Source organism: Mumia sp. zg.B17, assembly GCF_019550915.1.
In the GTDB taxonomy this organism is placed as follows: Bacteria; Actinomycetota; Actinomycetes; order Propionibacteriales; family Nocardioidaceae; genus Mumia.
Genome location: NZ_JAHWCI010000002.1, coordinates 396,973 through 421,836 on the forward strand (window position 1 = coordinate 396,973; position 24,864 = coordinate 421,836).

Sequence of the window (24,864 nt, forward strand, 5' to 3'; positions counted from 1 at the left end):
GCGCGAGATGACCGAAGGCGCCTCCGAGCGCGAGACCCCGGGCCTGCGACCGGGTCCCCGTCCAGGATCTCCGAGCCCGCGACCGGCCCCGCCCCAGGCGGTGCCCGCCGACGAGGACGGGCCGGACCCCCGTGTCCAGGCGGTCCTCTCCGACCTCGAGAAGCTCGCCGAGCTGCCGGTCGGCGAGCACCTCGCGGTGTACGAGCGGGTGCACGCCAAGCTCCGCGAGGTCCTGCAGACGGCCGGCCAGCAACCACCCGAGACCCCGTGAGCCGACGGATCCGGCTCGACGCGGAGCTCGTACGCCGTGGGCTCGCGCGGTCGCGCGAGCAGGCGAGCGACCTCATCACCGCGGGACGGGTGACGGTGGACGGCGCTCGAGCGTCGAAGCCGGCGACCCAGGTCACCACCGATCAGGCGGTGGTCGTCCGCGACGTGGAGAACGACCCGGGGTACGCCTCCCGGGGCGCCTACAAGCTGCTGGGTGCGCTCGAGGCCTTCGAGCCGCTCGGCCTCGCCGTCGACGGACGCCGGTGCCTCGACGCCGGTGCCTCGACGGGTGGCTTCACCGACGTCCTGCTGCGGCGTGGTGTGAAGGAGGTCGTGGCCGTCGACGTCGGCTACGGCCAGCTCGTCTGGGCGCTCCAGACGGACCCTCGCGTGGTGGTCCACGACCGGACCAACGTGCGCGAGCTCGAGCGGGAGACGATCGGTGGGCCGGTCGACCTGGTCGTGTCGGACCTGTCGTTCATCTCGCTCACGTTGGTGATGCCCGCGTTCGCGCGGGTCTGCGTCGACGACGGCGACCTGGTCCTGATGGTGAAGCCGCAGTTCGAGGTGGGCAAGGACCGCGTCGGCAAGAAGGGCGTCGTCCGTGACCCGGCGCTCCACGTGGACGCGGTCGTGGGGGTGTGCCGCGCGGCGGAGGGCGTCGGATGGGGCACCCGAGCGGTGGCCGCCAGCCCGTTGCCTGGCCCGAGCGGCAACGTCGAGTACTTTGGGTGGTTCCGGCGGGACGCTCCGCCCGTCGTCGAGGACGACGTCCGCGCGGCGGTGGACGCAGGACCGTTGGGATCACCGAGCGGACGGGAGCACCAGTGAGCACTGCACCATCGACCAGCGGTGGGCGGCGCGTGCTGATCCTCGCCCACACCGGCCGCGACGAGGCCAGCAAGGTCGCCGCTGAGTTCGCCCGAGCGATGGTGTCCGAGGGCATCGCCGTCCGCGTCGTGTCCGAGGACGCACCTGCCTTGGAGCGCTGGGGTCTCCCGGACGCGGAGATCGTCCCGGTCGAGCCCGCAGCGGGACGTGGCTGCGAGCTCGCGGTGGTGTTCGGTGGCGACGGGACCCTGCTGCGCGCTGCCGAGCTCGTCCGCGAGTGCGGCACGCCGCTGGTCGGTGTCAACCTCGGCCACGTCGGCTTCCTGGCGGAGGCGGACGTGGACGATCTCGACCACACGGTGCGACGGGTCGTCGAGCGCCGCTACACCGTCGAGGAGCGGATGACCGTCGACGCGCGCGTCTTCGTCGACGACCAGGAGGTCGCCCACAGCTGGGCGCTCAACGAGGCCACCGTGGAGAAGGCGTCCCGGGAGCGGATGCTCGAGGTCGTCGTGGCGATCGACGACCGCCCGGTCTCGCGCTGGGGCTGCGACGGCGTGGTCTGTGCGACGCCCACCGGCTCCACGGCCTACAACTTCAGCGCCGGCGGCCCGGTGGTCTGGCCCGAGGTGCAGGCGCTCCTCATGGTGCCGATCAGTGCGCACGCGCTGTTCGCCCGCCCGATGGTCGTCTCACCGACGTCGCTCCTGGCGATCCAGGTGATCCCCGAGGCACCGTCCTCCGGAGTCCTGTGGTGCGATGGACGACGGACGTACGACCTGCCGCCCGGTGCGCGCGTCGAGGTCCGGCAGGGCGACAAGAACATCCGCCTCGCCCGCCTCCACCAGGCACCGTTCACCGACCGCCTCGTGCGCAAGTTCGACCTGCCCGTGAGCGGCTGGCGGGGGTCCGCGGCGAACCGCATCAGCGCGGAGGACCGGCGGAGCCCCTACGGCGGATCGAAGGAGGGCTGAGGCGCTCGTGTGGCAGGAGATCAGGCTGTCGTCGCTGGGCGTGATCGCCGACGCCGAGCTCGAGCTCGGTCCCGGGCTCACGGTCATCACCGGCGAGACGGGTGCGGGCAAGACCATGGTCGTGACCGCACTCGGACTGCTGCGCGGGTCGCGCGCGGACTCCGGGCTGGTCCGGCACGGCGCGGACCGGCTGCGGGTCGAGGCGACCGTCGACGTCGGGGCGCTGCCCGGGGTCCGGGCGCTCCTCGACGAGACGCCTGCGGAGACCGAGGGCGACGAGCTCGTCCTGGCCCGGACGATCGGCAAGGACGGCCGCTCCCGGGCGTACCTCGGCGGCGCGTCGGTGCCCGCCGGGATGCTGGCCCGCCTGAGCGAGCAGCTGGTGGCGGTCCACGGACAGTCGGACCAGCACCGGCTGCTGCGGACGGGTGCCCAGCGTGCGGCGCTCGACCGCTTCGGTGACGTCGAGGCGCTGCTGGAGGACTACCGACCGGCCTACTCCCGGCTGCTCGAAGCACGCCGCACGCTCGACGACCTGACGTCGGCCGGCCAGGAACGCGCCCGCGAGCTCGACGTCCTCGTCTTCGGTCTCGACGAGATCGCGGCCGTCGCCCCTGAGGAGGGGGAGGACGACGCGCTCCGCATCGAGGAGGCGCGACTCGCCCACGCGGAGTCGCTCGCTCTCGCCGCCGCGGAGGCGCACAGTCTGCTGTCCGACACCGACGACGCCTCCGACGTGCTCGACCTGCTGGGCCGTGCGAGCGCCCTGCTCGACGGCGTCCGCGAGCACGACCCGGCTCTCGACGTCCAGGCGCGCCGGCTGGACGAGGTGCGGTTCACCGTCAGCGACGTCGCGGGCGAGCTGGCCTCGTACTCCGACGGCGTGGAGGTCGACCCGGCACGGCTGGCGGGGGTGTCCGAGCGTCGGGCGGCCCTGGCCGGGCTGACCCGCAAGTACGGTCCCACGGTGGCTGACGTCCTTCGTTGGGCCGAGGAGGCGCAGGTCCGCGTGACGACGCTGCAGGGCGACGACGGTCGCATCGCCGAGCTCGCGGACGAGATCGCGGCCCTGGAGAGCGAGCTGCTCGCGCAGGCGGCGACGATCACCGCCCGTCGCCGCGAGTCGGCCGTACGCCTGGCGGCCGAGGTCGGTGCGGAGCTCGAGGCGCTCGCGATGCCCCACGCGCGGCTCGACGTGCAGGTGGACGCGCCGGCCTCGCCGACGCCGGCCGATCTCGGTCCTGACGGTGTGGACGCGGTCGAGATGCTGCTGGCCGCCAACGCTGGTGCGGCCCCTCGGCCTCTCGCCAAGGGAGCCAGCGGCGGAGAGCTCTCCCGCGTGATGCTGGCGCTCGAGGTGGTGCTGGCCGACCGCGCCAGCGTGCCGACGTTCGTCTTCGACGAGGTCGACGCCGGGATCGGGGGACGCGCTGCCATCGAGGTGGGGCGTCGGCTGGCCCGGCTCGCGGCGAACGCCCAGGTCCTCGTCGTGACCCACCTGCCGCAGGTCGCGGCGTTCGGAGACCGGCACTACCACGTGCTCAAGTCCGACGACGGCACGGTCACCACGAGCGGGGTCGGCCTGCTCGACGACGACGCACGCGTGGCGGAGCTGTCACGGATGCTCGCCGGGCTGGAGGGGTCGGCGACGGCCGAGGCCCACGCCCGTGAGCTCGTCGACCTGGCGGCGGAGGATCGCGCCCTCCGCTGACGGTGGAGCGCGCTGACGGTGCGCCCTGAGCGGGCCAATCCGGACACGCCGGACGGCCCAGGGTGCGCCGATCCCCGCAGGGCCGGTGGCAGCATGGCGTCGGTGAGCCTGCTGAACCTCCGCCGTACGCCTCGCGACACCGACCTCGACGTCATGGGACCGGTACGCCTCGTACGCAGCGCACGAGACATCAGACGCGTCCGCTCCGGCGACGTGGCCGTGGCGGACCTGCCGGACCTGGACCGCAGTGCCGCCGAAGAGCTCCGTGAGCGGGGGGTCGTCGCGGTCGTCAACGCCGCCACCTCCAGCACGGGGCGCTATCCGAATCTCGGCCCCCAGGTGCTGGTGGGTGCGGGCGTCCCTCTGCTCGACGCCGTCGGCTCCGAGGTCCTCACGTCGCTCAAGGACGGCGAAACGGTCGGACTCGACGGGACGAGGCTCGTCCGTGGCGACGAGCCCGTGGCCGAGGGCACGCTCGTGGACGCGACGGCGGTCGAGGAGCTGCTGAGCCGCGGACGCAACGGCATGTCGAGGCAGATGGAGACGCTGGCGGCCAACAGCGGCGAGTACCTGCGCCGCGAGCACGCCATGCTCCTCGAGGGCGTCGGCGTGCCGGAGCTCACCACGAGCCTCGCCGGTCGCGAGGTCGTCGTCGTGCTGCCGGGCGCGGACGCCCGCGCCGAGATCCGGTCGATGAAGCGCTATCTGAAGGAGCGCAAGCCGGTCCTGGTCGGTGTCGACTCCGGCGCCGACGCGCTGATGGCCGCGGGCTACGAACCGGCGGTCGTGGTGGGTGACATCGCGCAGATGAGCGATCGCACCCTGCGGGTCGCCGGGGAGGTCGTCGTCACGGGGTCTCGTCGTCACGCGGAGTCGGAGGAGCGCCTGGAGCGACTGCAGCGCACGTCGGTGGGCTTTCCCGGTGCTAGCGGGTCGGAGGAGGCGGCGCTGCTCCTCGCGGATGCGCGGGGCGCCCGGGTCGTCGTGACCGTCGGCGGCTTCGGGACTCTCGAGGAGTTCCTCGACTCCGCCCGCTCGGGAGGCGCCACCCGGTTCCTCACCCGCCTTCGCCTCGGCGCGACGCTCGTGGACGCCAAGGCGATCACAGGGCTTCACCGTCCGCGGTTCACCTGGCTCCAGGTGCTCCTGGTCCTGCTCGTCGCCCTGGTCGCCCTGGGGGCGGCGATCGCGACCACCCCGGTCGGGGGAGAGTGGTTCGACTCCGCCCGCGACTGGCTGTCCACCGCGATCCAGGAAGCCCGTGCCTGATGCCCGTCCGCTCGCTGCTCGTCGTCGCCGCTGCGCTCCTGCTCGCTCTCGCCGGCGGGATCGCTCTCGGGACCGGTGTGCTCGACGGTGCCGAGGCCCCGCCCGCCGCCGCGGAAACCTCCAGGTCGGCCGAGGACACTCCTGAGGACGTCGCTGCCCGCGGCCTCGCCGAGGCCTACCGCGACCAGCTCGGTGCGGCACCGCTGGCCGGCCGGCTCACCGGCAGGTCGGTCGTGATGGTCACCCTGCCTGGGGCCGCGGACTCGACCGTCGACTCCGTCGACGCCGCACTGAAGGCGGCCGGAGCCACCGTGGTCGGTTCGGTGGCCGTCACCGACCGCATGCTCGACCCTGCTGACCGCCAGTTCGCTGTAGGCGTCGCCCAGCAGACCTTGAAGGGCGTGACCGACACGCCGACCGATGGGCTCGCCAACTACGAGGTGGTCGGAGCCGCGCTGGGACGTGGGCTCGCGGCGAAGGCGACGACCGCGGTGGACGCCCCCGCGCAGACGATCGTCTCGGCACTCACCGAGGCGAAGCTGGTGGGGACCGCGCAGGCGCCGGCGTCGCGCGCTCAGCTGGCGCTGGTGGTCGCGGGGACGGACGAGACCTTCGAGAGTGGACGCGGTGAGCTGTTGGCCACCATGGTCTCCGGGATGGACTCAGCGGGCCTGGGGAGCCTCGTGGTCGGCCCGGTGGGCTCGGGTGCCCCCGACGGCGCGGTCGAGGCCGTCCGCGCGTCGCCGTCTGCCGAGAGCGTGTCGACGGTCGACGTGGTCGGGGTGCCGTTCGGAGACGTCGCCCTCGTGACCGCCCTGCAGCAGGAGAGCAGCGGGAAGGCCGGACACTTCGGCACCTCGGGCGCGGCCGACGGTGATCTGCCAACGCCCGGATGACCTCGGCCTGGCCGGCCGAGTGTCGCAGGTCGCACGCGCCACGCCCCGCGGAGGTCCCGGACGTTGCCGGACCTTGATAGGGTGAAATCCCGTGAACATGTGCATTGATCCGCCTGTGTTCCACTGACGTGTCACGCGTCGTCCGGACCAACCGGACGCCGACCCGGCAACCCACACGATCACGGGAGTTCCCTTGGCAAACTCGGTGCCCACCAAGCACGTCTTCGTCACCGGCGGCGTGGCTTCCTCGCTCGGCAAGGGCCTCACGGCGTCCAGCCTGGGCCGGCTCCTCAAGTCCCGCGGTCTGCGCGTCACGATGCAGAAGCTCGACCCCTACCTCAACGTCGACCCGGGCACCATGAACCCGTTCCAGCACGGCGAGGTGTTCGTCACCAACGACGGGGCCGAGACCGACCTCGACATCGGCCACTACGAGCGGTTCCTCGACGAGGACCTCGTCGGTCGCGCCAACGTGACGACGGGTCAGGTCTACTCCGAGGTCATCGCCCGTGAGCGTCGTGGCGACTACCTCGGCGACACCGTCCAGGTGATCCCGCACATCACCAACGAGATCAAGGACCGCATGCTCACCATGGGCGGGCCTGCCGTCGACGTGGTGATCCACGAGATCGGTGGCACCGTCGGTGACATCGAGTCGCAGCCGTTCCTCGAGTCCGCGCGCCAGGTCCGCCACGAGATCGGCCGCGACAACTGCTTCTTCCTGCACGTCTCGCTCGTCCCCTACATCGGTCCGTCGGGGGAGCTCAAGACCAAGCCGACACAGCACTCGGTGGCCGCCCTGCGCTCGATCGGCATCCAGCCCGACGCCATCGTGTGCCGCTCCGACCGGGAGGTCCCGGTGAGCGTCAAGCGCAAGATCTCGCTGATGTGCGACGTCGACGCCGAGGCGGTCGTCAACGCGATCGACGCGCCGTCGATCTACGACATCCCGAAGGTCCTGCACACCGAGGGCCTCGACGCCTACGTGGTACGCCGTCTCGACCTCCCGTTCCGTGACGTCGACTGGAAGCAGTGGGACCAGCTCCTGCGCCGCGTCCACGAGCCGGAGGAGGAGGTCACCGTCGCGCTCGTCGGCAAGTACGTCGACCTTCCCGACGCCTACCTCTCGGTGGTCGAGGCGCTGCGGGCCGGCGGCTTCGAGCACGACGCCAAGGTCCGCGTGAAGTGGGTGCCGTCCGACGAGTGCGCCACGCCGGCAGGCGCTCAGCAGTGGCTCGGCGACGTCGACGCCGTGTGCGTCCCCGGCGGGTTCGGCATCCGCGGCATCGAGGGCAAGCTCGGTGCGCTGACCTGGACGCGCGAGCACCAGGTGCCCACCCTCGGGCTCTGCCTCGGCCTGCAGTGCATGGTCATCGAGTACGCGCGCTCGTTCGCCGACATCCCCGACGCCAGCTCGACGGAGTTCGACCCCGCCACCGAGCACCCCGTCATCGCGACGATGGCCGAGCAGGAGGCGTACGTCGAGGGCGCCGGCGACCTCGGCGGCACGATGCGTCTCGGTCTCTACGCCGCTCGCCTGACGCCGGGTTCGGTCGTCGCGGAGGCGTACGGCGCCACCGAGGTCGAGGAGCGCCACCGGCACCGCTACGAGGTCAACAACGGCTACCGCGACACGCTCGAGAAGGCCGGGCTGTCGTTCTCCGGCGTCTCGCCCGACAACCACCTGGTCGAGTTCGTCGAGCTGCCGCGCGAGGTCCACCCGTACTACGTGGGCACCCAGGCGCACCCCGAGCTGCGGTCGCGCCCGACCCGTCCGCACCCGCTGTTCGCCGGTCTTGTCGCTGCGGCGCTCGCCCGGCAGCGCGAGATGCGTCTGCCGGTCGACGAGTCGGGTCTGCGTCGACGTCCCGCCGAAGTCACCGCGTGAGCGCGGCGACGCGCGTCGCGCATCCCACCCTGCCCGGTTTCCTGCTCGCTCCGGGCGAGCAGCTCGAGGACCGCGCCGAGTCGTGGCAGGTCCGCAGCAGCGAGACCCCGTACGCGTCGGCGTTCGTCGACGTCGTCCTGGATCAGGTCGAGACGCCCGAGGGCGGCACGATCAACCGGACGACCGTCCGCCACGACGACGCGGTGGGAGTGGTGGCGCTCGACGACCAGGGGCGCGTCCTCCTGCTCGAGCAGTACAGGCATCCCGTCCGAGAGCGGCTCGTCGAGCTCCCGGCCGGGCTCCTGGACATCGAGGGCGAGTCGGCCGCCGACGCCGCGGCGCGCGAGCTGGCCGAGGAGACGGACCTCGTCGCCTCGGAGTGGTCGCACCTCGTCACCCTCCGCTCGTCGCCCGGATTCACCGACGAGCGGGTCGAGGTCTACCTCGCGCAAGGGCTCGAGGCCGTCGCCGATGACGCCCGCACCGAGCGGCTGGACGAGGAGGCCGACATGACGAGCGTGTGGGTCCCGCTGGGCGACGCGGTCGCGGCCGTGCTCGACGGGCGGATCACCAACGCCCTGGCCGTCGCTGGGCTGCTGGCGGGTCAGGTGCGCGCACACGGGGACACGTCCGCCTAGGATCGGCTGTGTCGACGACCGCCCAGCGGCAACGCTGTCATGAGCGGTCCGGGAGGAGTGCACGATGAGGATCGGCGTCCCACGCGAGGTCAAGGTCCACGAGTACCGCGTCGCGATCACCCCGGCGGGAGTGCGTGAGCTTCGGGAGGCGGGCCACGACGTGCTCGTCGAGGCCGGAGCCGGCGAGGGCTCCTCGATCTCCGACGACGAGTTCGTGCGTGCCGGGGCTGACATCCTCCCCGGTGCCGAGGGGGTCTGGGCGGCCGCTGACATGCTGCTGAAGGTCAAGGAGCCGATCCCCGAGGAGTACGCCCGGCTGCGACCCGACCAGGTGCTCTTCACCTACCTGCACCTCGCCGCGTCGCGAGAGTGCACCGAGGCGTTGCTGGCGGCCGGGACCACGGCGATCGCGTACGAGACCGTGCAGACCGCCGACCGGGCGCTCCCGCTCCTCGCGCCGATGAGCGAGGTGGCGGGACGCCTCGCGTCTCAGGTGGGTGCCTACCACCTGCTGGCCCCCGAGGGCCGCGGCGTGCTCATGGGCGGCGTGCCCGGAGTGCATCCGGCCGACGTCGTCGTCCTCGGTGGGGGCGTGTCCGGCCGCAACGCTGCCGCGATCGCGCTCGGCATGGGGGCACGTGTCTCCCTGTTCGACATCAACGTCGGCCGGCTGCGCCAGCTCGACGCGGAGTTCGGCGGACGGCTCCAGACCGTCGCCTCGAACCGCTATCAGGTCGAGGGCGCGGTGGCTGAGGCCGATCTCGTCATCGGCGCGGTGCTCGTCCCGGGAGCCAAGGCGCCGCGCCTGGTGACCCACGAGATGGTCGCCACGATGCGACCCGGCAGCGTGCTCGTCGACATCGCGATCGACCAGGGCGGCTGCTTCGAGGACTCGCGTCCGACCACGCACCTCGCGCCGACGTTCGCGGTCGAGCGGTCGGTGTTCTACTGCGTCGCGAACATGCCTGGTGCGGTGCCGCACACGTCGACGTACGCGCTGACCAACGTGACCATGCCGTACGTCCTGGCGCTCGCCGAGCACGGGTGGCGCGAGGGGCTGCGGCTGGACCCTGCCCTCCGCGCCGGTCTCAACGTCCACGACGGCTCGGTGACCAACGAGGGGGTCGCGGAGGCGCACGCCATGACGTACGTCTCGCCCGACGCGGTCGTGGGGGTCTCGTGAGCGAAGCCGGCCGAAGCGACGTTGGTCGGCTCGTCGAGGAGTACCTCAGCCACCTGGGCGTCGAGCGGGGCCTCGCCGCCAACACGCTCTCCTCGTACCGCAGGGACCTGCGCCGCTACTCCGCCTATCTCCGGGAGCGGGGGATCGCGTCCCTGGACGAGATCGCGGAGGCCGACGTGACGGACTTCCTCGCCGCGCTGCGGGAGGGAGACGACGACCATCCGCCGCTCAGCGCGCCCAGCGCGGCCCGCACGCTCGTCGCGGCCCGGGGCCTTCACAAGTTCGCGCTCCGCGAGGGCGTCATCGGACGCGACGCCGCGGCGGAGGTGAAGCCACCGGCACCGCCGCGGCGACTTCCCAAGGCCCTCGCGGTCGAGGAGGTCGAGGCGTTGCTGGACGCCTCCGGATCGGCGGGCACCGCGCTGGCGACACGTGACCGGGCCCTGCTGGAGCTCCTGTACGGCACGGGTGCCCGGATCTCGGAGGCCGTCGGGCTCGACGTCGACAACCTCGATCTCGAGGCCGGTGAGGTGCTGCTGCGCGGCAAGGGCGGCAAGCAGCGCATCGTCCCGGTCGGGCGCTTCGCCCAGGAGGCCGTACGGGCTTATCTCGAAGGAGTGCGGCCGGGACTGGTGAGCGCGCGGACCCCGGGAGGAGCGATCTTCCTCAACTCCCGAGGCGGTCGGCTGTCGAGGCAGAGCGCCTGGGCGGTTCTCGCGAAGGCTGCACAACGGGCCGGCATCACCGTCGACGTCTCGCCGCACACGCTCCGCCATTCCTACGCCACCCATCTGCTGGACGGGGGCGCCGACGTCCGCGTCGTCCAGGAGCTGCTCGGGCACGCCTCGGTCACCACGACGCAGGTCTACACGCTGGTGACCATCGACAAGCTGCGCGAGGTGTATGCCACGGCACATCCACGCGCCCTCGCGTAGCGCCGCCGACACGCCGCGCGGCGCCAGGGTGGAGACTTGTCGACTTGGTACAGTCCAGTCAGCCACCACCACGGGATCGAGAGCGCATGAACCAGCACCGCGATCTGCTCAGCGAGCTCCCGTCGGCCGGCGCCGAGATCGGCCCGACCGGCCGGCCCATGCCGGAGTTCCCCGCCGCGGGACCCCCGAGCGGAGGACCCGCCTACGTCATCGCCCTGTGCAACCAGAAGGGCGGCGTCGGCAAGACGACGACGGCCATCAACCTCGGTGCCGCGCTGGCCGAGGCAGGTCGTCGGGTCCTCCTCGTCGACTTCGACCCGCAGGCCTCCCTGACCGTCGGCCTCGGCTTCCCGGCCCACGATCTCGAGGCCACGGTCTACCACCTGCTCATGCACGACGACGTCGACGTGCCGGACGTGCTGCTCAAGACCCGCACCGCCAACCTCCACCTGCTGCCGTCGAGCATCGACCTGTCGGGCGCCGAGATGAGCCTGGTGCACGAGGTGGGCCGCGAGCAGACGCTGGCCCGGATGCTCCGGCCGGTCCTCAACGACTACGACGTCATCCTCATCGACTGCCAGCCGTCGCTCGGCCTGCTCGCCGTCAACGCGCTGACCGCCTCCGACGGCGTCCTGATCCCGCTCGAGTGCGAATACTTCGCGCTGCGCGGTGTGGCGCTGCTCAAGGAGACGATCGAGAAGGTCCGCCAGCGCACCAACTTCGACCTGGACATCATCGGTCTCCTCGGGACGATGTACGACAGCCGGACGCTCCACAGCCGAGAGGTGCTGCAGACCCTGGTCGACGGGTGGGGAGACAAGGTCTTCCACACCGTCATCCGCCGTACGGTGAAGTTCTCCGACGCCACCGTGGCGGGGGAGCCGATCACTGATTTCGCACCCGAGTCCAAGGGTGCCGAGGCCTATCGCCAGCTTGCTCGGGAGGTGCTCGTCCGGTGCCCCGGCGTGTGAAGCTGCCTGGCGCCGACGAGCTGTTCCGACCGACCACCGCCCCGGAGCACCCAGGCTCTGCTGCGTCCGCAGAGGGCGACGGGGCCGCGGACGCCGGACGCCGCGGCGGGCGGGTCAAGCACGACAGCAAGGTCACCGTCTACATGAACTCCGCGGAGCTCCTCGATCTCGAGGCGGCCCGCCTGGAGCTGCGGCGCGACCTCGGACAGACGTTGGACCGCGGACGGCTGATCCGCGAGGCGGTCGCGATGGCGCTGGCTGAGTACGCCGAGAACGGTGCCGACGGCGAGCTCGCCCGGCGACTCGGGGCGACGTGAGCGAACCCGCTGGGTTCGTCGTGCACCTCGACGCGTACGAGGGTCCGTTCGACCTGCTGCTGCAGCTGATCGCCAAGCACAAGCTCGACATCACCGAGATCGCGCTGTCCAAGGTCACCGTCGAGTTCATCGCCCACCTCAAGGCGATGGGCCCGGACGGCGACCTCGAGCAGACGACCGAGTTCCTCCTCGTCGCCTCGACCTTGCTCGACCTCAAGGCCGCACGGCTCCTGCCGCAGGCCGACGTCGAGGACGAGGAGGACCTGGCGCTGCTCGAGGCACGCGACCTGTTGTTCGCCCGGCTGCTCCAGTACCGCGCGTTCAAGCTGGTCGCGGCGCGGATGCAGGCGCGGCTGGCGGAGGAGTCGAAGCGGTTCCCTCGGTCGGTGGCGCTGGAGCCCCGCTTCGCCACGCTGCTGCCCGAGGTGCTGATCAGCATCGGTCCGGACGATCTTGCCCTGCTCGCCGCGAGAGCCATGCAGCCGAAGGTGCCGCAGGTTCTCTCGCTGACGCACCTGCACGCACCACAGGTCAGTGTCAGAGAGCAGGCGGTCCTGGTCGTCGAGCGGCTGCGGCGCGGCACCTCGATGACCTTCCGCGCGCTGGTGGCCGACGCCCCGGACACGTTGACCAAGGTGGCACGGTTCCTCGCGCTCCTGGAGCTGTTCCGCGAGAGCGTCGTCTCGTTCGACCAGGTCACGCCGCTCGGCGAGCTCACGATCCGGTGGACGGGCACAGAGGACGGCGAGGTCGAGGTGAGCGCGGAGTTCGACGAGTCCGACGCCGTACCCGTGGGCGCACCGGACGACGTACACGACGGGGCACGAGCCGGGGATGTCCCCGAGACCGAGGATGCAGATGGACGACAGTGACGCGACCGGGCCGACCGGTCCTGCCGATCAGCCGAACCCGGAGGACCCGCAGGAACCGGAGGAGCCGCCCGAGGCGTACCCGTTGCGCCCCGCGCTCGAGGCCGTCCTCATGGTCGCCGACCAGCCCCTCGACCACGTCACCCTCGCGTCGGCCGTCGGGCACCCTCCCGCCGTGGTGGAGACGGAGCTCGTCGAGCTCGCGCGCTCCTACGACGATGAGGGCCGTGGGTTCGAGCTGCGCAGGATCGCCGGCGGCTGGCGCTTCTTCACCAGGGCCGAGTACGGGGGAGCGGTCGAGCGCTTCGTGCTGGAGGGTCAGCAGGCCCGCCTGACGCAGGCGGCGCTGGAGACGATGGCCGTGGTCGCGTACCGTCAGCCGGTCTCGCGGGCGCGGGTCTCGGCGATCCGCGGCGTCAACGTCGACGGCGTCATGCGCACGCTCGTGACGCGTGGGCTGGTCGCCGAGGCCGGGACCGACAGCGAGACCGGAGCCGTGCTCTATGCGACGACTCCGTACTTCCTCGAGCGGATGGGACTCTCCAGCCTCGACGAGCTGCCCGACCTGGCGCCGTTCCTGCCGAGCATGGAGGACATGGACGATCCCGAGGTCCTCGGCGGCGGCGCCGCACCGGTGACCCCCGAGGCGCCCGAGGGTGAAGGCGCCGAACCTGAAGGAGACGAGCATGTCTGAGCAGCACCCCGACGGTGTCCGTCTGCAGAAGGTCCTCGCGCAGGCCGGGGTGGGCTCGCGTCGCGCCAGCGAGGACCTGATGGCCGCGGGCCGCGTCACGGTCAACGGCGAGGTCGTCACCGTGATGGGCCTGCGCGTGCACCCCGCGACCGACGTCATCCACGTCGACGGCAAACGCATCCCACCGGCGTCGGACAAGGCGTACCTCGTGCTCAACAAGCCGCGCGGCGTCGTGTCGACCATGAGCGACGAGCACGGCCGGAGCGACCTCTCGTCGTACGTCGCCGACCGACCGGAGCGGCTCTTCCACGTCGGCCGGCTCGACACCGACACCAGCGGACTGCTGCTGCTCACCAACGACGGCGAGTTCGCGAACCGGATGGCGCACCCCTCGTTCGAGATCACCAAGACCTACGTCGCCGAGGTCGAGGGCGAGGTCACCCGCGGGCTCGGGCGACGGCTGAAGGACGGGATCGAGCTCGACGACGGACCCGTGCGCGTCGACCGGTTCGCGGTGAAGCAGACGACGGCCGACCGGAGCATCGTCGAGCTCGACATCCACCTCGGCCGCAACCGGATCGTGCGCCGCATGATGGAGGCCGTCGGCCACCCGGTCGTGAAGCTCACCCGGACGGCGTTCGGGGGGATCCACCTCGGCGGGATGAAGCCAGGGGAGCTGCGCGACCTGACGTCGGACGAGCTCGGGGTCCTGTTGGATAGCGTGAAGCTGTGACCTCCGCCCCGCAGTCCCGTGCTCTCCCGGGTCCCGTCCTCGTCGTGGGCTGCGGACTCGTAGGCACCTCGCTGGCGCTGGCGCTCACGCGGTCGGGCGCCGAGGTGCACCTGCGAGACACCAGACCGGAGCACGCGCGCACCGCCGAGATGCTCGGCGCGGGCACGCTGGCCGCTCCCGAGAGGGTGGCGCTCGTCGTCGTCGCCGTTCCACCGGACTACGTCGCCGAGGTCGTCGCCGAGGCGCTGGGGGAGTGGCCGGACGCCGTCGTCACCGACGTCGCCAGCGTGAAGCTGCCGCCGTTGCAGGCGCTCGCGTCGGCCGGGACCGATGGCCTCGAACGCTACGTCGGGAGCCACCCGATGGCGGGCAGCGAGCGGTCCGGCCCGACGGCCGCCTCCGAGAACCTCTTCGAAGGGCGTGCCTGGGCGATCACCCCGCACGCCGCCGTCTCCGACGCCGCCATGGAGCTCGTCCGTGACCTCGGCCGTACGGCCGGGGCGACGCTCGTCGAGATGCCACCGGACGAGCACGACGTCGCCGTCGCGCGTGTCTCCCACCTGCCGCAGGTGATGTCGGTCCTGACGGCCGCGCGCCTGCACGGAGGTCCGACCGACCACCTTGCCCTGGCCGGCCAGGGTCTGCGCGACGTGACCCGCATCGCCGGCAGCGATCCCGGCCTCTGGCGCCAGATTCTCTACGCGAACAGGCTGCCGCTGGTGGAGTTGCTGCGAGGTGTGCGCGACGACCTTGACGAGCTCCTCGACGGCATCGAACGCCGCCAGACGATCGAGGACGTGCTCGGCCGCGGTGTCTCCGGCACCCGTCTGATCCCGGGCAAGCACGGCGAGGAGACGCCCGCCGCGCTGGCCACCGTGTTCATCCAGGTGCCCGACCAACCGGGCGAGCTCGGGCGCCTTTTCCGCGATACGGGACAATCGGGAGTGAACATCGAGGATCTGCGTATCGACCACGACCTCGGCCGACCGGTCGGTGTCGCGGAGATCACCGTCCGCTCCGAGCGCGCCGACGAGCTCGCGGCCGCGCTCACCGAGCGCGGTTGGACTGCCCACCTGTGAGGAAGGACCTCTCTGTGCCCCCTGTTGTCATCGCTCTCGACGGCCCGTCCGGGTCCGGCAAGTCGAGCACGGCCCGAGGCGTCGCGACGCGGCTCGGCCTGGCCTACCTCGACACCGGGGCGATGTACCGCGCCCTGACCTGGGCGGTGCTGCAGCGGGGCGCCGACGTCGAGGATGCCGCCGCGGTCGCCGCCGCGGCCGCGGACGCGACCATCGTCTCCGGCACCGATCCGCAGGCTCCGACGATCACCGTCGACGGTGTCGACGTCTCCGGTCCGATCCGCAGCCAGGAGGTCACCGATGCCGTCAGCCAGGTGAGCCGGGTCCCGGAGGTTCGCGAACGCCTGGTCAGGCTGCAGCGCGAGACGATCGCGGCCTCGGAGGGGATCGTCCTCGAGGGTCGAGACATCGGCACCGTCGTGGCCCCCGACGCTCCGCTCAAGGTCTTCCTCGTGGCCGACACGAACGCCCGCGCCGCTCGGCGGGCGGCCGAGCAGGGGCAGGCAGAGGCCGCTCACGTCGAGGCGACGGCTGCGTCGCTCCAACGCAGGGACGCGATCGACTCGTCTCGTACGACGTCGCCCCTCGCCAGGGCTGACGACGCGATCCAGCTCGACACCACCCATCTGACGCTCGACGAGGTCATCGACGAGGTCGTCCGCCTCGCTGCGAAGGCCGCCCCTGCTCTCGGAGGAACCACCCCATGACCGATCCCGTCAACGAGTCCGACAGCGGACGGGTCCCCGTACTCGCCGTCGTCGGCCGCCCCAACGTCGGCAAGTCGACGCTGGTCAACCGCATCCTGGGGCGACGCGAGGCCGTCGTCCAGGACGTCCCCGGCGTGACCCGCGACCGGGTCTCGTACGACGCCGAGTGGAGCGGACGCGAGTTCACCGTGGTCGACACCGGCGGCTGGGATCCCGACGCCCGAGGTCTCGCCGAGCGCATCGCGGCGCAGGCGGAGGTGGCGGTCTCCGCGGCCGACGCCGTCATGTTCGTCGTCGATGCGACCGTGGGCATCACCGATGCCGACGAGCAGGTCGTCAAGGTCCTCCGTCGTTCGGGCAAGCCCGTCGTCCTGGTCGCCAACAAGGTCGACGACGAGCGAGGAGAGCTCGAGGCGGCGACCTTGTGGAACCTGGGCCTCGGTGAGCCGTTCCCTGTCTCCGCCCTCCACGGCCGAGGCGCCGGCGACCTCCTCGACATCATCCTGGAGATCCTCCCCGACGCACCGCAGGAGACCGACGACGAGGACGAGGGACCGCACCGGGTCGCCCTGGTCGGCCGGCCCAACGCCGGCAAGTCGAGCCTCCTCAACAGGATCGCCGGCTCGGAGCGGGTGGTCGTGGACAGCGTCGCCGGCACCACCGTCGACCCGGTCGACGAGCTGGTCGAGCTCGGTGACGAGCTCTGGCGCTTCATCGACACCGCCGGCATCCGCCGCCGGGTCAAGGAGGCGTCGGGCCACGAGTACTACGCGAGCCTGCGCACCGCGACGGCCATCGAGCGGGCCGAGGTCGCCGTCGTCGTCATCGACTCGAGCGAGCCGATCTCGGAGCAGGACCTACGGATCATCCGCCAGGTCGAGGAGGCGGGGCGCGCACTGGTCCTCGCGTTCAACAAGTGGGACCTCGTCGACGACGAGCGCCGCTACTACCTCGACCGCGAGATGACCCGCGAGCTGGTTCAGGTCCAGTGGGCGCCCCGGGTCAACATCACGGCGCTGACGGGCTGGCACGTCGACCGCATCGTGCGCGCGCTCAACACCGCGCTCGACGGCTGGTACACCCGCGTCCCGACGGGGCTCCTCAACACCTTCCTGGGCCGTCTGGTCGCCGAGCACCCCCACCCGGTGCGCAGCGGGAAGCAGGCCAAGGTGCTTTTCGGGACCCAGGCCAGCGTGGCGCCGCCCACGTTCGTCCTCTTCACGTCGGGCAAGCTCGAGGACCAGTACATCCGGTTCATCGAGCGCCGGCTGCGTGAGGAGTTCGGGTTCGAGGGATCGCCGATCCACCTGACCCAGCGCGTACGGGAGAAGCGCAAGCGCCGCTGACGTCAGGCGCCTCGCGTGGGATCGATCGCCTCGCGAGGCTCAGCCGTCGAGGAACGGCAGCACGGTGTCCAGCCATGCCTGGGGAGCCCGGGCGTGGATCAGGTGGCCGACGTCGATGGTGACGCGGCGCGCGTCGGGGACTCGGTGCACCAGCTCGTCGATGGTGTCGTCCGGGACGTGGCTGGTGGGGCCACCGGCGAGGACGAGCGTCGGTGCCGTGACACGCGCGAGATCCTCGCGCCACGAGGGGTCCGGGCCGTCGATCTGGCGGCGGACGGCAAGGACCACGTCCCAGTCGAAGGGCAGCGGTCCGTCGGGCCGCTGAGGGGTGCTCGGGGTGCGCGGTCGTAGCGCGCCGACGTCTTCGAGGACGAGACGACGCACCCGGCTCGGATACGTCGCGGCGAGCTGGCACGCGATGGCTCCGCCGAGCGAGTGGCCGACGAGGTCGACCTGGTCGATGCCCTGCGCATCGAGCAGGTCGATGACGTCGTCACGCATCCGGTCCAACGTGTACGGGGGCTCCCAAGGCGCGTCCCCATGTCCACGGAGGTCGATCGCGTGGACCTCGCGCCCTCGGGAGAGGGCGGGCATGAGGGCGTCCCAGCTCGCACGCGTCTCGCCCAGCGAGGGCAGCAGGACCAGCGGCGGCGCCATGAGGCGACCGTACGGCGGCTGTCAAGCAGGGTCGTCCGTCCCCGCGCTCGGCACCTCGCGCGACCTCGTAGGCAGTGTCGAACGGGTTCGGGACGGCTGCTAATGTTGCTTGTCGGGTCCAGGACGCGTTTCTGGGCCTTCGGGCTGTGGCGCAGCTTGGTAGCGCACTTGACTGGGGGTCAAGGGGTCGCAGGTTCAAATCCTGTCAGCCCGACCGATTTCAGGCTCGGAGATCTGTGATCTCCGAGCCTGAAGCGTCTGAGATTTGATACACCCTCCAGAACCCTCCTTCCCGGAGGCTACTTCTCCCGACTCGGACGACGGGTAGCCGGAGGTAGGGGAGTGTGGTCCATGACGAACCACACCGCCCCTGCTATTGCGGCTCTCACCAAGCCCACCGGCATCCTGGTGGCCGTCCGGCGTTCCAAGACCGACCAGGACGGCCACGGCCAGCTCGTCGGCGTCGCCCGCGGCCAACACCGTCAGACCGACCCCATCGGCGCCCTGGAAGCCTGGCTCAAGGTCCGCCCCCCGCAGGCCACGGCGCTCTTCACCCGGGTCTACGCATCCGGAACCGCCACCACCGAACGCATCGCCCCCCGAGCGGTCAGCAGACTCGTCCAGGACCGCGCCAACGCGGCGGGCTTCGAGGGCCTCCCCGTCACCGGGCACTCCCTTCGCGCCGGGCACGCCACCACGGCGTCGCTCAACGGCGCCCCGATCGAACGGATCGCCGCCCAGACCCGCCACCGCGACCTCAGCACGCTGCTCAACCACTACATCCGCCCCGCGAAGCGCTCGCGACCAGCACCAGCCGCGACCTCGGAACTCTGAGCCGCCTCGATCGGCGCTGACCCCCGTACAAGCGTCCAGTCATCGGCGGGATCGCGCGGATCGCGGAGATCCAGACGCGGATGGTCGCGTCCCAAAGGCGGCGTTGTGACCGTTGTTGGCGGGGGTGCTCAACGTCCTGACATGCCGATGAGCGTGCGTACGTCCTGAGATCTAAGGTGCCGGAGGAAACCGGCACCAGTTCCATGTCCGTAGGGTCCAGCGAGGCACGTGCTCGCTCCGCCAGCAAGTCGGGGCTGTCTCGTAGCAGCGCGATGAGTTCATTCTGGCTGACGTAGCGGATGGGCATGCGGCTCATACTGCGTTGCCTGGCCGCCGTTCAAACCCACAGTCTCTTCAACCGGCCTCCGCACACGAACGCCCTCTCGCCGCGGAATGTCCCTCGCGTCCATCGCGGAGCGGGCTCAACTAACCAGGCATTCAACTGAGCATGTATTGCCGAACTCGTCCGCACGGGTATGGCGTCTGCTGACGCCTATGCCTCTGACACCAGGCACGACAAACTCATCATGGAGCTCCAAGGAGAGGTGAATAAGCTTCAGAAGATAGTCGAGAACCCAGCCAAGCGGATCTCCAACTCAGACAAGCCCAAGCGGATCAAAAGCCGGGAAGCCTCCCCGAGAACGGTTATGCCTTGTCGCCATTTGGCCGTACTTGCCTCGGGTATCTCGAGGATCTCGATCCCGAACAAGGTAAAGACATGGTGGAGGGCGAGGACCGCATGGCTACTGCCGAGCGAGGCGAGCACGACGACCTCGAACTCTGATCTCTCATCTAGCCATGAGTTCGCGCGGTCCTGCGATGTGCGGACGCGTCGGCCCTCAGCCAGAACGAACCTGGGCGGTCAGCCGCGCCGCGAGTTCCACTGAAGCCTCGATCTCTTCGCGCCGGATCGAGACGCTTTCCACGTTGAGGCCGAACGGAACCTCGAGTCGGCGGCAGAAGTCGGCGAGTTCAGCGGCTGTCGCTGCTGCTTGCTCCAACGAAGCGCTCAGCGGGTTCGTCGAGTGCCGCAGGTCGTTCTCGATCCAACGCGGGACGTCGACCCCGAGCCATCGAAGGAACTCGAGGGTCTTTATCGAGCCGCAGACCGAGAAGGTGAACACGATCGGCGCTGGAGGCATCTCTCGCGACTGGCACGCATAGCGGTAGTCAGAGACCAGGTTCTTGGCGGCGTTGACGTCGTAGACGACCTGGGTGACGAAGAAGCGACAGCCCGCCTCTTGCTTCGAGATCAGCCGCAGGTGCTCGTTCTCGCGGCGACTGTGCCGCTCAGGGATCGCAACTCCCCCGAGAAGCAACCCCGGGTTGAGCTCGGCGCGCAGCGCCTGCGCCTCGGCAAGGGACACCGGCCCGGAGGCGCTGCTGGAGGCGGCGCCGACCATCACCGTCAACGTGCGGCTGGGATCCTGCTCAGAGAGCCAGATGCGCAGACCCTCGCGCTGATACTTGCCAATCGCCCGGTAGACGATGACCGGCGTCCGCCACGACTGGAAGTGGTCGGACCGGTACTCGGAGGGGTCAACCGTCGGGCTGAAGGGGAACGGGCGCTCCGACGGGTTGCGGGAGCTCTCGTCGTCGATGTCGTACAGGACCAATCCGTCGAGATTGAGGTGGTCCAATCGCTCGACGGTGGCGCGGGCGATCTCCGGGAACCGATCGGCGGGCGTCGACTGCCGCGGGGGCGTGATGGCAAAGAGGACGAAGTCGCCCTTGCCGGCCTCGATTCGCTTTGCGAGATCCACGTGGCGAGGGTAGCGGCGCCAGACCCGTCCTGATATGCCGCGATCCGAGTGTGCGGGTCGGCTGCTGACCTACCCGGCCGTTGACAAGCGTGACAGATTTCCCGCATGCAGCTCACGCGGACATACGAATGGCAGGGCCGCTCGGTCGCCTGGGACCGTCTCGGATCCGGGCCGGCCGTGGTTATGTGTCATGGCACCCCGTGGTCTTCGGCTTTGTGGCAACCCTTTGCTGAAGCTCTCAGCCGCGAGTTCGCCGTCTACCTATGGGACATGCCCGGCTACGGCCAATCGTCCATGAACCCCGCTCGCCGTGTCGATCTTGGGACGCAAAGCACGCTGTTCCGTGAGCTACTCCGGCACTGGGACGTGGAATCCCCCCACGTCGTCGCGCATGACTACGGAGGTGCGGTTTCGTTGAGAGCATTCCTCCTGCACGGCGCATCCTTCGCTTCCTTGGCTCTGGTCGAGGGGATCGCAGGTTTTCCGACTTGATCGGAGTCGTCGCCGAGGTGGCTGACGGCTCCAAGGGGTCGCAGGTTCAAATCCTGTCAGCCCGACCGAACCGCTCAGGCCAGAGATGGCTTGTGAACTGCGGAGACAGGCCCGGGGATCTACGGATCCTCGGGCCTCACGCGTTTCCAGGACTCGGCGCGAGCCCATGAGCCGACGATTCGCCACTCCCACACAGGGTGCGGCGTGGGATCATCGAGCGGTGGGTGGTGTCCAGGAGATGAGGACCAACCGGCTGCGGTTGACCCGACCTGTGGCGAGGGACTCGGCGGGGGTGTTCGCGATCCTCGGAGACCCACGCACCGTTGAGCACAACCCGTCCGACCAGCTGGAGGACCTCGACGAGGCGACTGAGCTGGTGGCCCGGTGGGTCCACCACTGGGACGAGCACGGCTTCGGCTACTGGTGCGTCCGTACGTCCGGTTCGGACCACATCATCGGCTACGCCGGCGTCAAGCGGATGCTGATCCACGGACGTCCGGTGTTGAACCTGATCTATCGCTTCGAGCCGGAGGTGTGGGGACAGGGCTTCGCCACGGAGGCCGCCGCGGCCGTCGTGTCGAGGTGCCTGGACGAGATGCCGGGGGAGAGGATCGTGGCACGGGTGCGACCCGACAACCAGTCCAGCCAGAGCGTGGCGCTGAAGGTCGGACTGCAACGCGACGGGTCGATGGACTGCCAGGGCGAGGACGGCCTCGACCTCGCCTTCACGAGTCAGTGCACGGATCCTCCCTAGCGCAGGTGGAAGCGGGTCGCGAGGTCGTCGACAAGGTCCTCGACGTCCCGCGAGCCGTCGACAGTGAGGACCGAGAGGTCGAGCTCGGCGCCCTGGCGTCGGCGAAGCGATCCCGCAACGCCTGCTCTCGGAACTTCGGGGCGGGCAGGAGGAACGCCGCCTGCTCGGGCCAGGTGAGCAGCGGAGCGACGTCGCGGGGCAGGGTCCGGAAGTCGTCGACGAGGACGGGACGTCCGACAGGCAGCGCCAACAAGTCGTCGACGACGAAACCGAAGGTTTCACCGTGCAGGCTCGGCATCGACGCGAACACCTCTCGCGCACTCTTCCCGTTCCACGTCCGGGACGGCGGAGCCTGCAGCAACGCCCAGAAGCTCGGTGTCGCCTCCGGGGTGCAGCGGGCGACGTAGTCCCGTTCCGCGCGGTCCCCGTCGTAGACCAGCACGTCGTACCGCTCGGCCAGCGCTCGAGCAAGGGTGCTCTTGCCCGACCCGGTACCGCCTGCGATCCATCGGACGTGCGCGAGACGACGAGCAAGGTGTGGGCGATGGTGTTTGGTTGCCATGGCGCGAGACTGCCACCTCTCCGAGCCGGGGAGCAGTCCCTGTCTCCTTGGCCGGAGAGGCACGAGGTCGCGATGGGCGGCGGTGTCCGCCTACGATCGGGCGGCATCGCGGTCTCGCACCAACACGGCGATCCCGACGAGCGCACCCCAGCAGCCGACCGCGCCGGCGACCACGAGATTCAGCCACATCGGCAGCAGCCACGGGTAGGAGCCGACGAGGAACAGCACGCCAAGCGCGACGCCCGCGGCCACGGTGGCTCGACGTGCCCCGGTCGACCTCGCCGGCACCGGCAGAGTGAACGCAACAACCCCGAGGCCAAGCAGTGCCAGATGTACGGCGCCGATGACCACACTTTCGAGAAGGACGATCGTCTCCACCGCGAGCTCGATGTCGGCGACCGGATAGACCAGACGGCCCAGCGCAAGCAGAACGACCACGAACGCGATGAGTGCCACGCCCAGTGCGACGAGCGCGGTCGTGCGGCGCAGCGGCGAGCCACGACCGTGCGCGCCGAACGCACCTGCGGCACCGGTTCCCCACGCGATGGTCGCGAAGAACAGGAGTTCTCCCGCCCACGTGAGCTGGAAGCTGGCGTCGTCGACCCACAGGGCGACCGCGTCGGCGGTCGTCGGCAACGCTGGCACGGTCGCCAGAAGAGCCAGCGCCACGCTCGCGAGGAGCGCCCCCGCGATCCACAGCCACGCAAAAGCGACGGCACCACGATCTCTCCCCGCTCTCTCGATGACGGGCAGAGGTATCGCAGATGCTGTCGCGCCGTTCACGGCACCACCGTAGTGTCGGACCGGCTCGCTGAGCCGGGAGTCGTGCAGCGCGGCTGAGAAGGCGTACGACGGGTCGTCGCTAGGATGACGTCACCTGTGTGGAAAGGCTCGGTGTGGAGAACTCGAACGGGCTCACCGCCAGCCTTCTGGTGGCGGGGCACCAGGCGGCTCGCCTCTTGGAGGCTCATCTTTCTGCCACCGATCTGAGTGCGGGTGAGGCGGTCCTGGTGGCCTCTTTGGGCGACGGTCCCTTGACGATGTCGGACGTCATGTCGACGCTGCACATCCATGCATCCACGGCCACCAGCCTGGTCAGCCGGCTCGAAAAGGCCGCCTACGTCTATCGATCGTCCAATCCGGAGGACCGACGATCACGGCTCGTCCATCTCACCTCCTCCGGTCGGCGTCAGCTGGAGGCCATCGGGCCGGCCTTTCGGGCGGTCGACTCGATGTTGGCCGCGCGTGCTGGTGCGAACGCGGTTGCCGGCTGCACGACGGTGCTTGAAGCTCTGGCAGAGGCGGAGTGATCCGAAGTCACCCACGTCCGCTTAATCCGCTGTCCCGTGACCCTGGGCAGTCATATACTACGAACTCGTAGTAATGGCGGTCGAGCAGGGACGGAATGGGGATGGAATGAACGACCTCGAGTTTCTCGACAGATTCACTGCGGGCGACCTGGACGACTTCCCGCACGTCGACCACGTACGAATGGTCTACCTGCAGACGCGACGAGCGGGAAAGGAGGATGCGATTCGCTTTGCCAGGGCCGGGTTGAAGGCCATGGCTGAAGCGACGGGCCACCCTGGCAAGTACCACGAGACGATCACCACGGCCTGGGCACTCCTGGTGGGGGACAAGACTGCGTCCGACCCGGGAGAAGACTTTGAGGACTTCATCCGGAGGAACCCTCAGTTCCTGCGCACCGACCTGCTCGAGGACTACTACTCGCGTGCACGTCTCTTCTCACCTGAGGCCAGAGCGGGATTCGTCCCTCCGGACGTGCAGCCTCTCCCGTAGGGGACCCGTCCGTTAACATGAACACTGGTGTCTGCACCAGCGGGGAAGGGTGGATGGCGTGACTCAGGCCAAGACCAGCGCGTCTGTCGAGGACGAAGCCCCCGATCGCGGCAAGCGCGCCGACGCCGTGCGCAACATCGAAGCGATCGTGGCCGCGGCCACGCGGCTGCTGGCGGTCAATCCGGACGTGAGCGTCAACGAGATCGCCAAGGCCGCCGGGGTGGGGCGGGTGACGCTCTACGGTCACTTCGACTCCCGCGCGGCCTTGATCGGCGAGGTCGTCGACCGGGCTATCGTCCACACTGACAAGGCACTGGCAGGAGTGGACCTCGACGGCGATCCCCGCGAGGCGCTCGGCAGGCTGCTGGAAGAGACCTGGCACCTCACCCACAGATTCGGCGCCGTCGTGGTCGCCGCGTCCCAGGTGCTGTCGCCTGAGCAGATCCGCCGCGCCCACGACGAGCCTGCTGCCCGTGTCCGCGGCCTGCTCGAGCGCGGACGGGAGGCCGGCCAGTTCCGCGACGACGTGCCGATCGAGTGGCAGATCAGCGTGATCCAGGCGATCCTGCACGGCGCCTCGGCTGCGGTTCACCGCGGCGAGATCAGCCCTGAGGACGCCCCCGTACTGGTGCGTGACACCACGCTTGCGGCGCTGTCCTGAGCCTGCCACGAGCCTCCTCCACCTTGTCCG

The 24,864-nt window shown here is 70.3% G+C and carries 28 protein-coding genes and 1 tRNA gene; 25 read left to right on the forward strand and 4 right to left on the reverse strand.

Features of this window, described 5'->3' with window-relative positions; translation table 11 throughout:
• Positions 1-7: 7 nt before the first annotated feature.
• The 18 genes from KV097_RS03175 to der all read left to right on the forward strand — a co-directional run bounded on the left by KV097_RS03175 (position 8) and on the right by der (position 17,311).
• Positions 8-271, forward strand: a complete 264-nt coding sequence (locus KV097_RS03175; RefSeq protein ID WP_220365057.1) for a hypothetical protein — start codon at positions 8-10, stop codon at positions 269-271.
• Complete coding sequence (locus KV097_RS03180) at positions 268-1,101, forward strand: TlyA family RNA methyltransferase (protein WP_220365058.1); 834 nt, start codon at positions 268-270, stop codon at positions 1,099-1,101. The genes KV097_RS03175 and KV097_RS03180 overlap by 4 nt, the downstream gene beginning before the upstream one ends.
• Positions 1,098-2,075, forward strand: a complete 978-nt coding sequence (locus KV097_RS03185) for an NAD kinase (RefSeq protein ID WP_220341829.1) — start codon at positions 1,098-1,100, stop codon at positions 2,073-2,075. Before KV097_RS03180 ends, KV097_RS03185 begins: the two co-directional genes overlap by 4 nt.
• A 7-nt stretch (positions 2,076-2,082) precedes the next feature.
• On the forward strand, positions 2,083-3,786 hold the full coding sequence (gene recN / locus KV097_RS03190) for a DNA repair protein RecN (RefSeq protein ID WP_220341828.1): 1,704 nt from the start codon (positions 2,083-2,085) through the stop codon (positions 3,784-3,786).
• 102 nt (positions 3,787-3,888) lie between these two features.
• Positions 3,889-5,055 (forward strand): putative cytokinetic ring protein SteA, encoded by a 1,167-nt coding sequence (gene steA, locus KV097_RS03195; RefSeq protein WP_220365059.1) that lies wholly within the window; start codon positions 3,889-3,891, stop codon positions 5,053-5,055.
• Positions 5,055-5,951: a copper transporter gene (locus tag KV097_RS03200; protein ID WP_220365060.1), complete on the forward strand. Its 897-nt coding sequence runs from the start codon at positions 5,055-5,057 to the stop codon at positions 5,949-5,951. The genes steA and KV097_RS03200 overlap by 1 nt, the downstream gene beginning before the upstream one ends.
• Positions 5,952-6,144: 193 nt before the next feature.
• Positions 6,145-7,839: a CTP synthase gene (locus tag KV097_RS03205; protein WP_220341825.1), complete on the forward strand. Its 1,695-nt coding sequence runs from the start codon at positions 6,145-6,147 to the stop codon at positions 7,837-7,839.
• Entirely contained in the window at positions 7,836-8,477 is a 642-nt protein-coding gene (locus tag KV097_RS03210; protein WP_220365061.1) for an NUDIX domain-containing protein, read from the forward strand. The genes KV097_RS03205 and KV097_RS03210 overlap by 4 nt, the downstream gene beginning before the upstream one ends.
• A gap of 64 nt (positions 8,478-8,541) precedes the next feature.
• Positions 8,542-9,660 (forward strand): alanine dehydrogenase, encoded by a 1,119-nt coding sequence (ald, locus tag KV097_RS03215; RefSeq protein WP_220341823.1) that lies wholly within the window; start codon positions 8,542-8,544, stop codon positions 9,658-9,660.
• The gene (xerD, locus tag KV097_RS03220) at positions 9,657-10,595 is read left to right on the forward strand and encodes a site-specific tyrosine recombinase XerD (protein ID WP_220365062.1); all 939 of its coding nucleotides are present in this window, start codon (positions 9,657-9,659) and stop codon (positions 10,593-10,595) included. Before ald ends, xerD begins: the two co-directional genes overlap by 4 nt.
• 86 nt (positions 10,596-10,681) lie before the next feature.
• On the forward strand, positions 10,682-11,566 hold the full coding sequence (locus KV097_RS03225; protein WP_220345189.1) for a ParA family protein: 885 nt from the start codon (positions 10,682-10,684) through the stop codon (positions 11,564-11,566).
• Positions 11,551-11,883 (forward strand): hypothetical protein, encoded by a 333-nt coding sequence (locus KV097_RS03230; protein WP_220341820.1) that lies wholly within the window; start codon positions 11,551-11,553, stop codon positions 11,881-11,883. The genes KV097_RS03225 and KV097_RS03230 overlap by 16 nt, the downstream gene beginning before the upstream one ends.
• Positions 11,880-12,755, forward strand: a complete 876-nt coding sequence (locus tag KV097_RS03235; protein WP_220365063.1) for a ScpA family protein — start codon at positions 11,880-11,882, stop codon at positions 12,753-12,755. Before KV097_RS03230 ends, KV097_RS03235 begins: the two co-directional genes overlap by 4 nt.
• Positions 12,742-13,446 (forward strand): SMC-Scp complex subunit ScpB, encoded by a 705-nt coding sequence (gene scpB / locus KV097_RS03240; protein WP_220365064.1) that lies wholly within the window; start codon positions 12,742-12,744, stop codon positions 13,444-13,446. The genes KV097_RS03235 and scpB overlap by 14 nt, the downstream gene beginning before the upstream one ends.
• On the forward strand, positions 13,439-14,179 hold the full coding sequence (locus tag KV097_RS03245) for a pseudouridine synthase (protein ID WP_220341817.1): 741 nt from the start codon (positions 13,439-13,441) through the stop codon (positions 14,177-14,179). Before scpB ends, KV097_RS03245 begins: the two co-directional genes overlap by 8 nt.
• Positions 14,176-15,258, forward strand: coding sequence for a prephenate dehydrogenase (locus tag KV097_RS03250; protein ID WP_220341816.1), 1,083 nt, complete (start codon positions 14,176-14,178; stop codon positions 15,256-15,258). Before KV097_RS03245 ends, KV097_RS03250 begins: the two co-directional genes overlap by 4 nt.
• A 14-nt stretch (positions 15,259-15,272) precedes the next feature.
• A complete protein-coding gene (gene cmk, locus KV097_RS03255) occupies positions 15,273-15,965 on the forward strand; it encodes a (d)CMP kinase (protein ID WP_308289316.1) in 693 nt (230 codons plus the stop codon).
• On the forward strand, positions 15,962-17,311 hold the full coding sequence (der, locus tag KV097_RS03260; RefSeq protein ID WP_220341814.1) for a ribosome biogenesis GTPase Der: 1,350 nt from the start codon (positions 15,962-15,964) through the stop codon (positions 17,309-17,311). Before cmk ends, der begins: the two co-directional genes overlap by 4 nt.
• 39 nt (positions 17,312-17,350) lie before the next feature.
• Here der and KV097_RS03265 read toward each other — a convergent pair whose 3' ends face one another.
• Positions 17,351-17,968 carry an alpha/beta fold hydrolase gene (locus KV097_RS03265; protein ID WP_220365066.1) on the reverse strand — a complete coding sequence of 206 codons (618 nt, stop codon included), beginning with the start codon at positions 17,966-17,968 and terminating at the stop codon, positions 17,351-17,353.
• A 140-nt stretch (positions 17,969-18,108) separates the two neighbouring features.
• On the opposite strand from KV097_RS03265, the gene KV097_RS03270 reads away from it, so the two are divergent.
• Together KV097_RS03270 and KV097_RS03275 are read left to right on the forward strand one after the other, a co-directional pair.
• A tRNA-Pro gene (locus tag KV097_RS03270) sits at positions 18,109-18,182 on the forward strand.
• Positions 18,183-18,319: 137 nt separating this feature from the next.
• Entirely contained in the window at positions 18,320-18,802 is a 483-nt protein-coding gene (locus tag KV097_RS03275; protein WP_220365067.1) for a tyrosine-type recombinase/integrase, read from the forward strand.
• An 839-nt stretch (positions 18,803-19,641) separates the two neighbouring features.
• Here KV097_RS03275 and KV097_RS19640 read toward each other — a convergent pair.
• Positions 19,642-20,565: a methylenetetrahydrofolate reductase gene (locus KV097_RS19640; protein ID WP_220365068.1), complete on the reverse strand. Its 924-nt coding sequence runs from the start codon at positions 20,563-20,565 to the stop codon at positions 19,642-19,644.
• A 183-nt stretch (positions 20,566-20,748) separates the two neighbouring features.
• On the opposite strand from KV097_RS19640, the gene KV097_RS19875 reads away from it, so the two are divergent.
• A complete protein-coding gene (locus tag KV097_RS19875; protein ID WP_374106978.1) occupies positions 20,749-21,057 on the forward strand; it encodes an alpha/beta fold hydrolase in 309 nt (102 codons plus the stop codon).
• Positions 21,058-21,295: 238 nt separating this feature from the next.
• Positions 21,296-21,811, forward strand: a complete 516-nt coding sequence (locus KV097_RS03290; protein ID WP_220365070.1) for a GNAT family N-acetyltransferase — start codon at positions 21,296-21,298, stop codon at positions 21,809-21,811.
• Here KV097_RS03290 and KV097_RS03295 read toward each other — a convergent pair.
• On the reverse strand, positions 21,783-22,373 hold the full coding sequence (locus tag KV097_RS03295) for a hypothetical protein (RefSeq protein WP_220365071.1): 591 nt from the start codon (positions 22,371-22,373) through the stop codon (positions 21,783-21,785). The two genes, KV097_RS03290 and KV097_RS03295, sit on opposite strands and share 29 nt — an antisense overlap.
• Positions 22,374-22,463: 90 nt before the next feature.
• Positions 22,464-23,156: a hypothetical protein gene (locus tag KV097_RS03300; protein WP_220365072.1), complete on the reverse strand. Its 693-nt coding sequence runs from the start codon at positions 23,154-23,156 to the stop codon at positions 22,464-22,466.
• A gap of 113 nt (positions 23,157-23,269) precedes the next feature.
• Here KV097_RS03300 and KV097_RS03305 point away from each other — a divergent pair, with 113 nt between their 5' ends.
• The 3 genes from KV097_RS03305 to KV097_RS03315 all read left to right on the forward strand — a co-directional run bounded on the left by KV097_RS03305 (position 23,270) and on the right by KV097_RS03315 (position 24,834).
• On the forward strand, positions 23,270-23,683 hold the full coding sequence (locus KV097_RS03305; RefSeq protein ID WP_220365073.1) for a MarR family winged helix-turn-helix transcriptional regulator: 414 nt from the start codon (positions 23,270-23,272) through the stop codon (positions 23,681-23,683).
• Positions 23,684-23,789: 106 nt separating this feature from the next.
• Positions 23,790-24,173, forward strand: a complete 384-nt coding sequence (locus tag KV097_RS03310) for a hypothetical protein (RefSeq protein ID WP_220365074.1) — start codon at positions 23,790-23,792, stop codon at positions 24,171-24,173.
• A gap of 58 nt (positions 24,174-24,231) precedes the next feature.
• Positions 24,232-24,834 (forward strand): TetR/AcrR family transcriptional regulator, encoded by a 603-nt coding sequence (locus KV097_RS03315; protein ID WP_220345173.1) that lies wholly within the window; start codon positions 24,232-24,234, stop codon positions 24,832-24,834.
• Positions 24,835-24,864: the final 30 nt, after the last annotated feature.

Coding starts and splice junctions, on each gene's coding strand:
- KV097_RS03175 (WP_220365057.1), top strand. CDS start 8: ATGACCGAAGGCGCCTCCGAGCGCGAGACCCCGGGCCTGCGACCGGGT.
- KV097_RS03200 (WP_220365060.1), top strand. CDS start 5,055: ATGCCCGTCCGCTCGCTGCTCGTCGTCGCCGCTGCGCTCCTGCTCGCT.
- ald (WP_220341823.1), top strand. CDS start 8,542: ATGAGGATCGGCGTCCCACGCGAGGTCAAGGTCCACGAGTACCGCGTC.
- KV097_RS03225 (WP_220345189.1), top strand. CDS start 10,682: ATGAACCAGCACCGCGATCTGCTCAGCGAGCTCCCGTCGGCCGGCGCC.
- scpB (WP_220365064.1), top strand. CDS start 12,742: ATGGACGACAGTGACGCGACCGGGCCGACCGGTCCTGCCGATCAGCCG.
- KV097_RS03245 (WP_220341817.1), top strand. CDS start 13,439: ATGTCTGAGCAGCACCCCGACGGTGTCCGTCTGCAGAAGGTCCTCGCG.
- der (WP_220341814.1), top strand. CDS start 15,962: ATGACCGATCCCGTCAACGAGTCCGACAGCGGACGGGTCCCCGTACTC.
- KV097_RS03265 (WP_220365066.1), bottom strand. CDS start 17,968: ATGGCGCCGCCGCTGGTCCTGCTGCCCTCGCTGGGCGAGACGCGTGCG.
- KV097_RS03275 (WP_220365067.1), top strand. CDS start 18,320: ATGACGAACCACACCGCCCCTGCTATTGCGGCTCTCACCAAGCCCACC.
- KV097_RS19875 (WP_374106978.1), top strand. CDS start 20,749: ATGTGTCATGGCACCCCGTGGTCTTCGGCTTTGTGGCAACCCTTTGCT.
- KV097_RS03290 (WP_220365070.1), top strand. CDS start 21,296: ATGAGGACCAACCGGCTGCGGTTGACCCGACCTGTGGCGAGGGACTCG.
- KV097_RS03295 (WP_220365071.1), bottom strand. CDS start 22,373: ATGGCAACCAAACACCATCGCCCACACCTTGCTCGTCGTCTCGCGCAC.
- KV097_RS03310 (WP_220365074.1), top strand. CDS start 23,790: ATGAACGACCTCGAGTTTCTCGACAGATTCACTGCGGGCGACCTGGAC.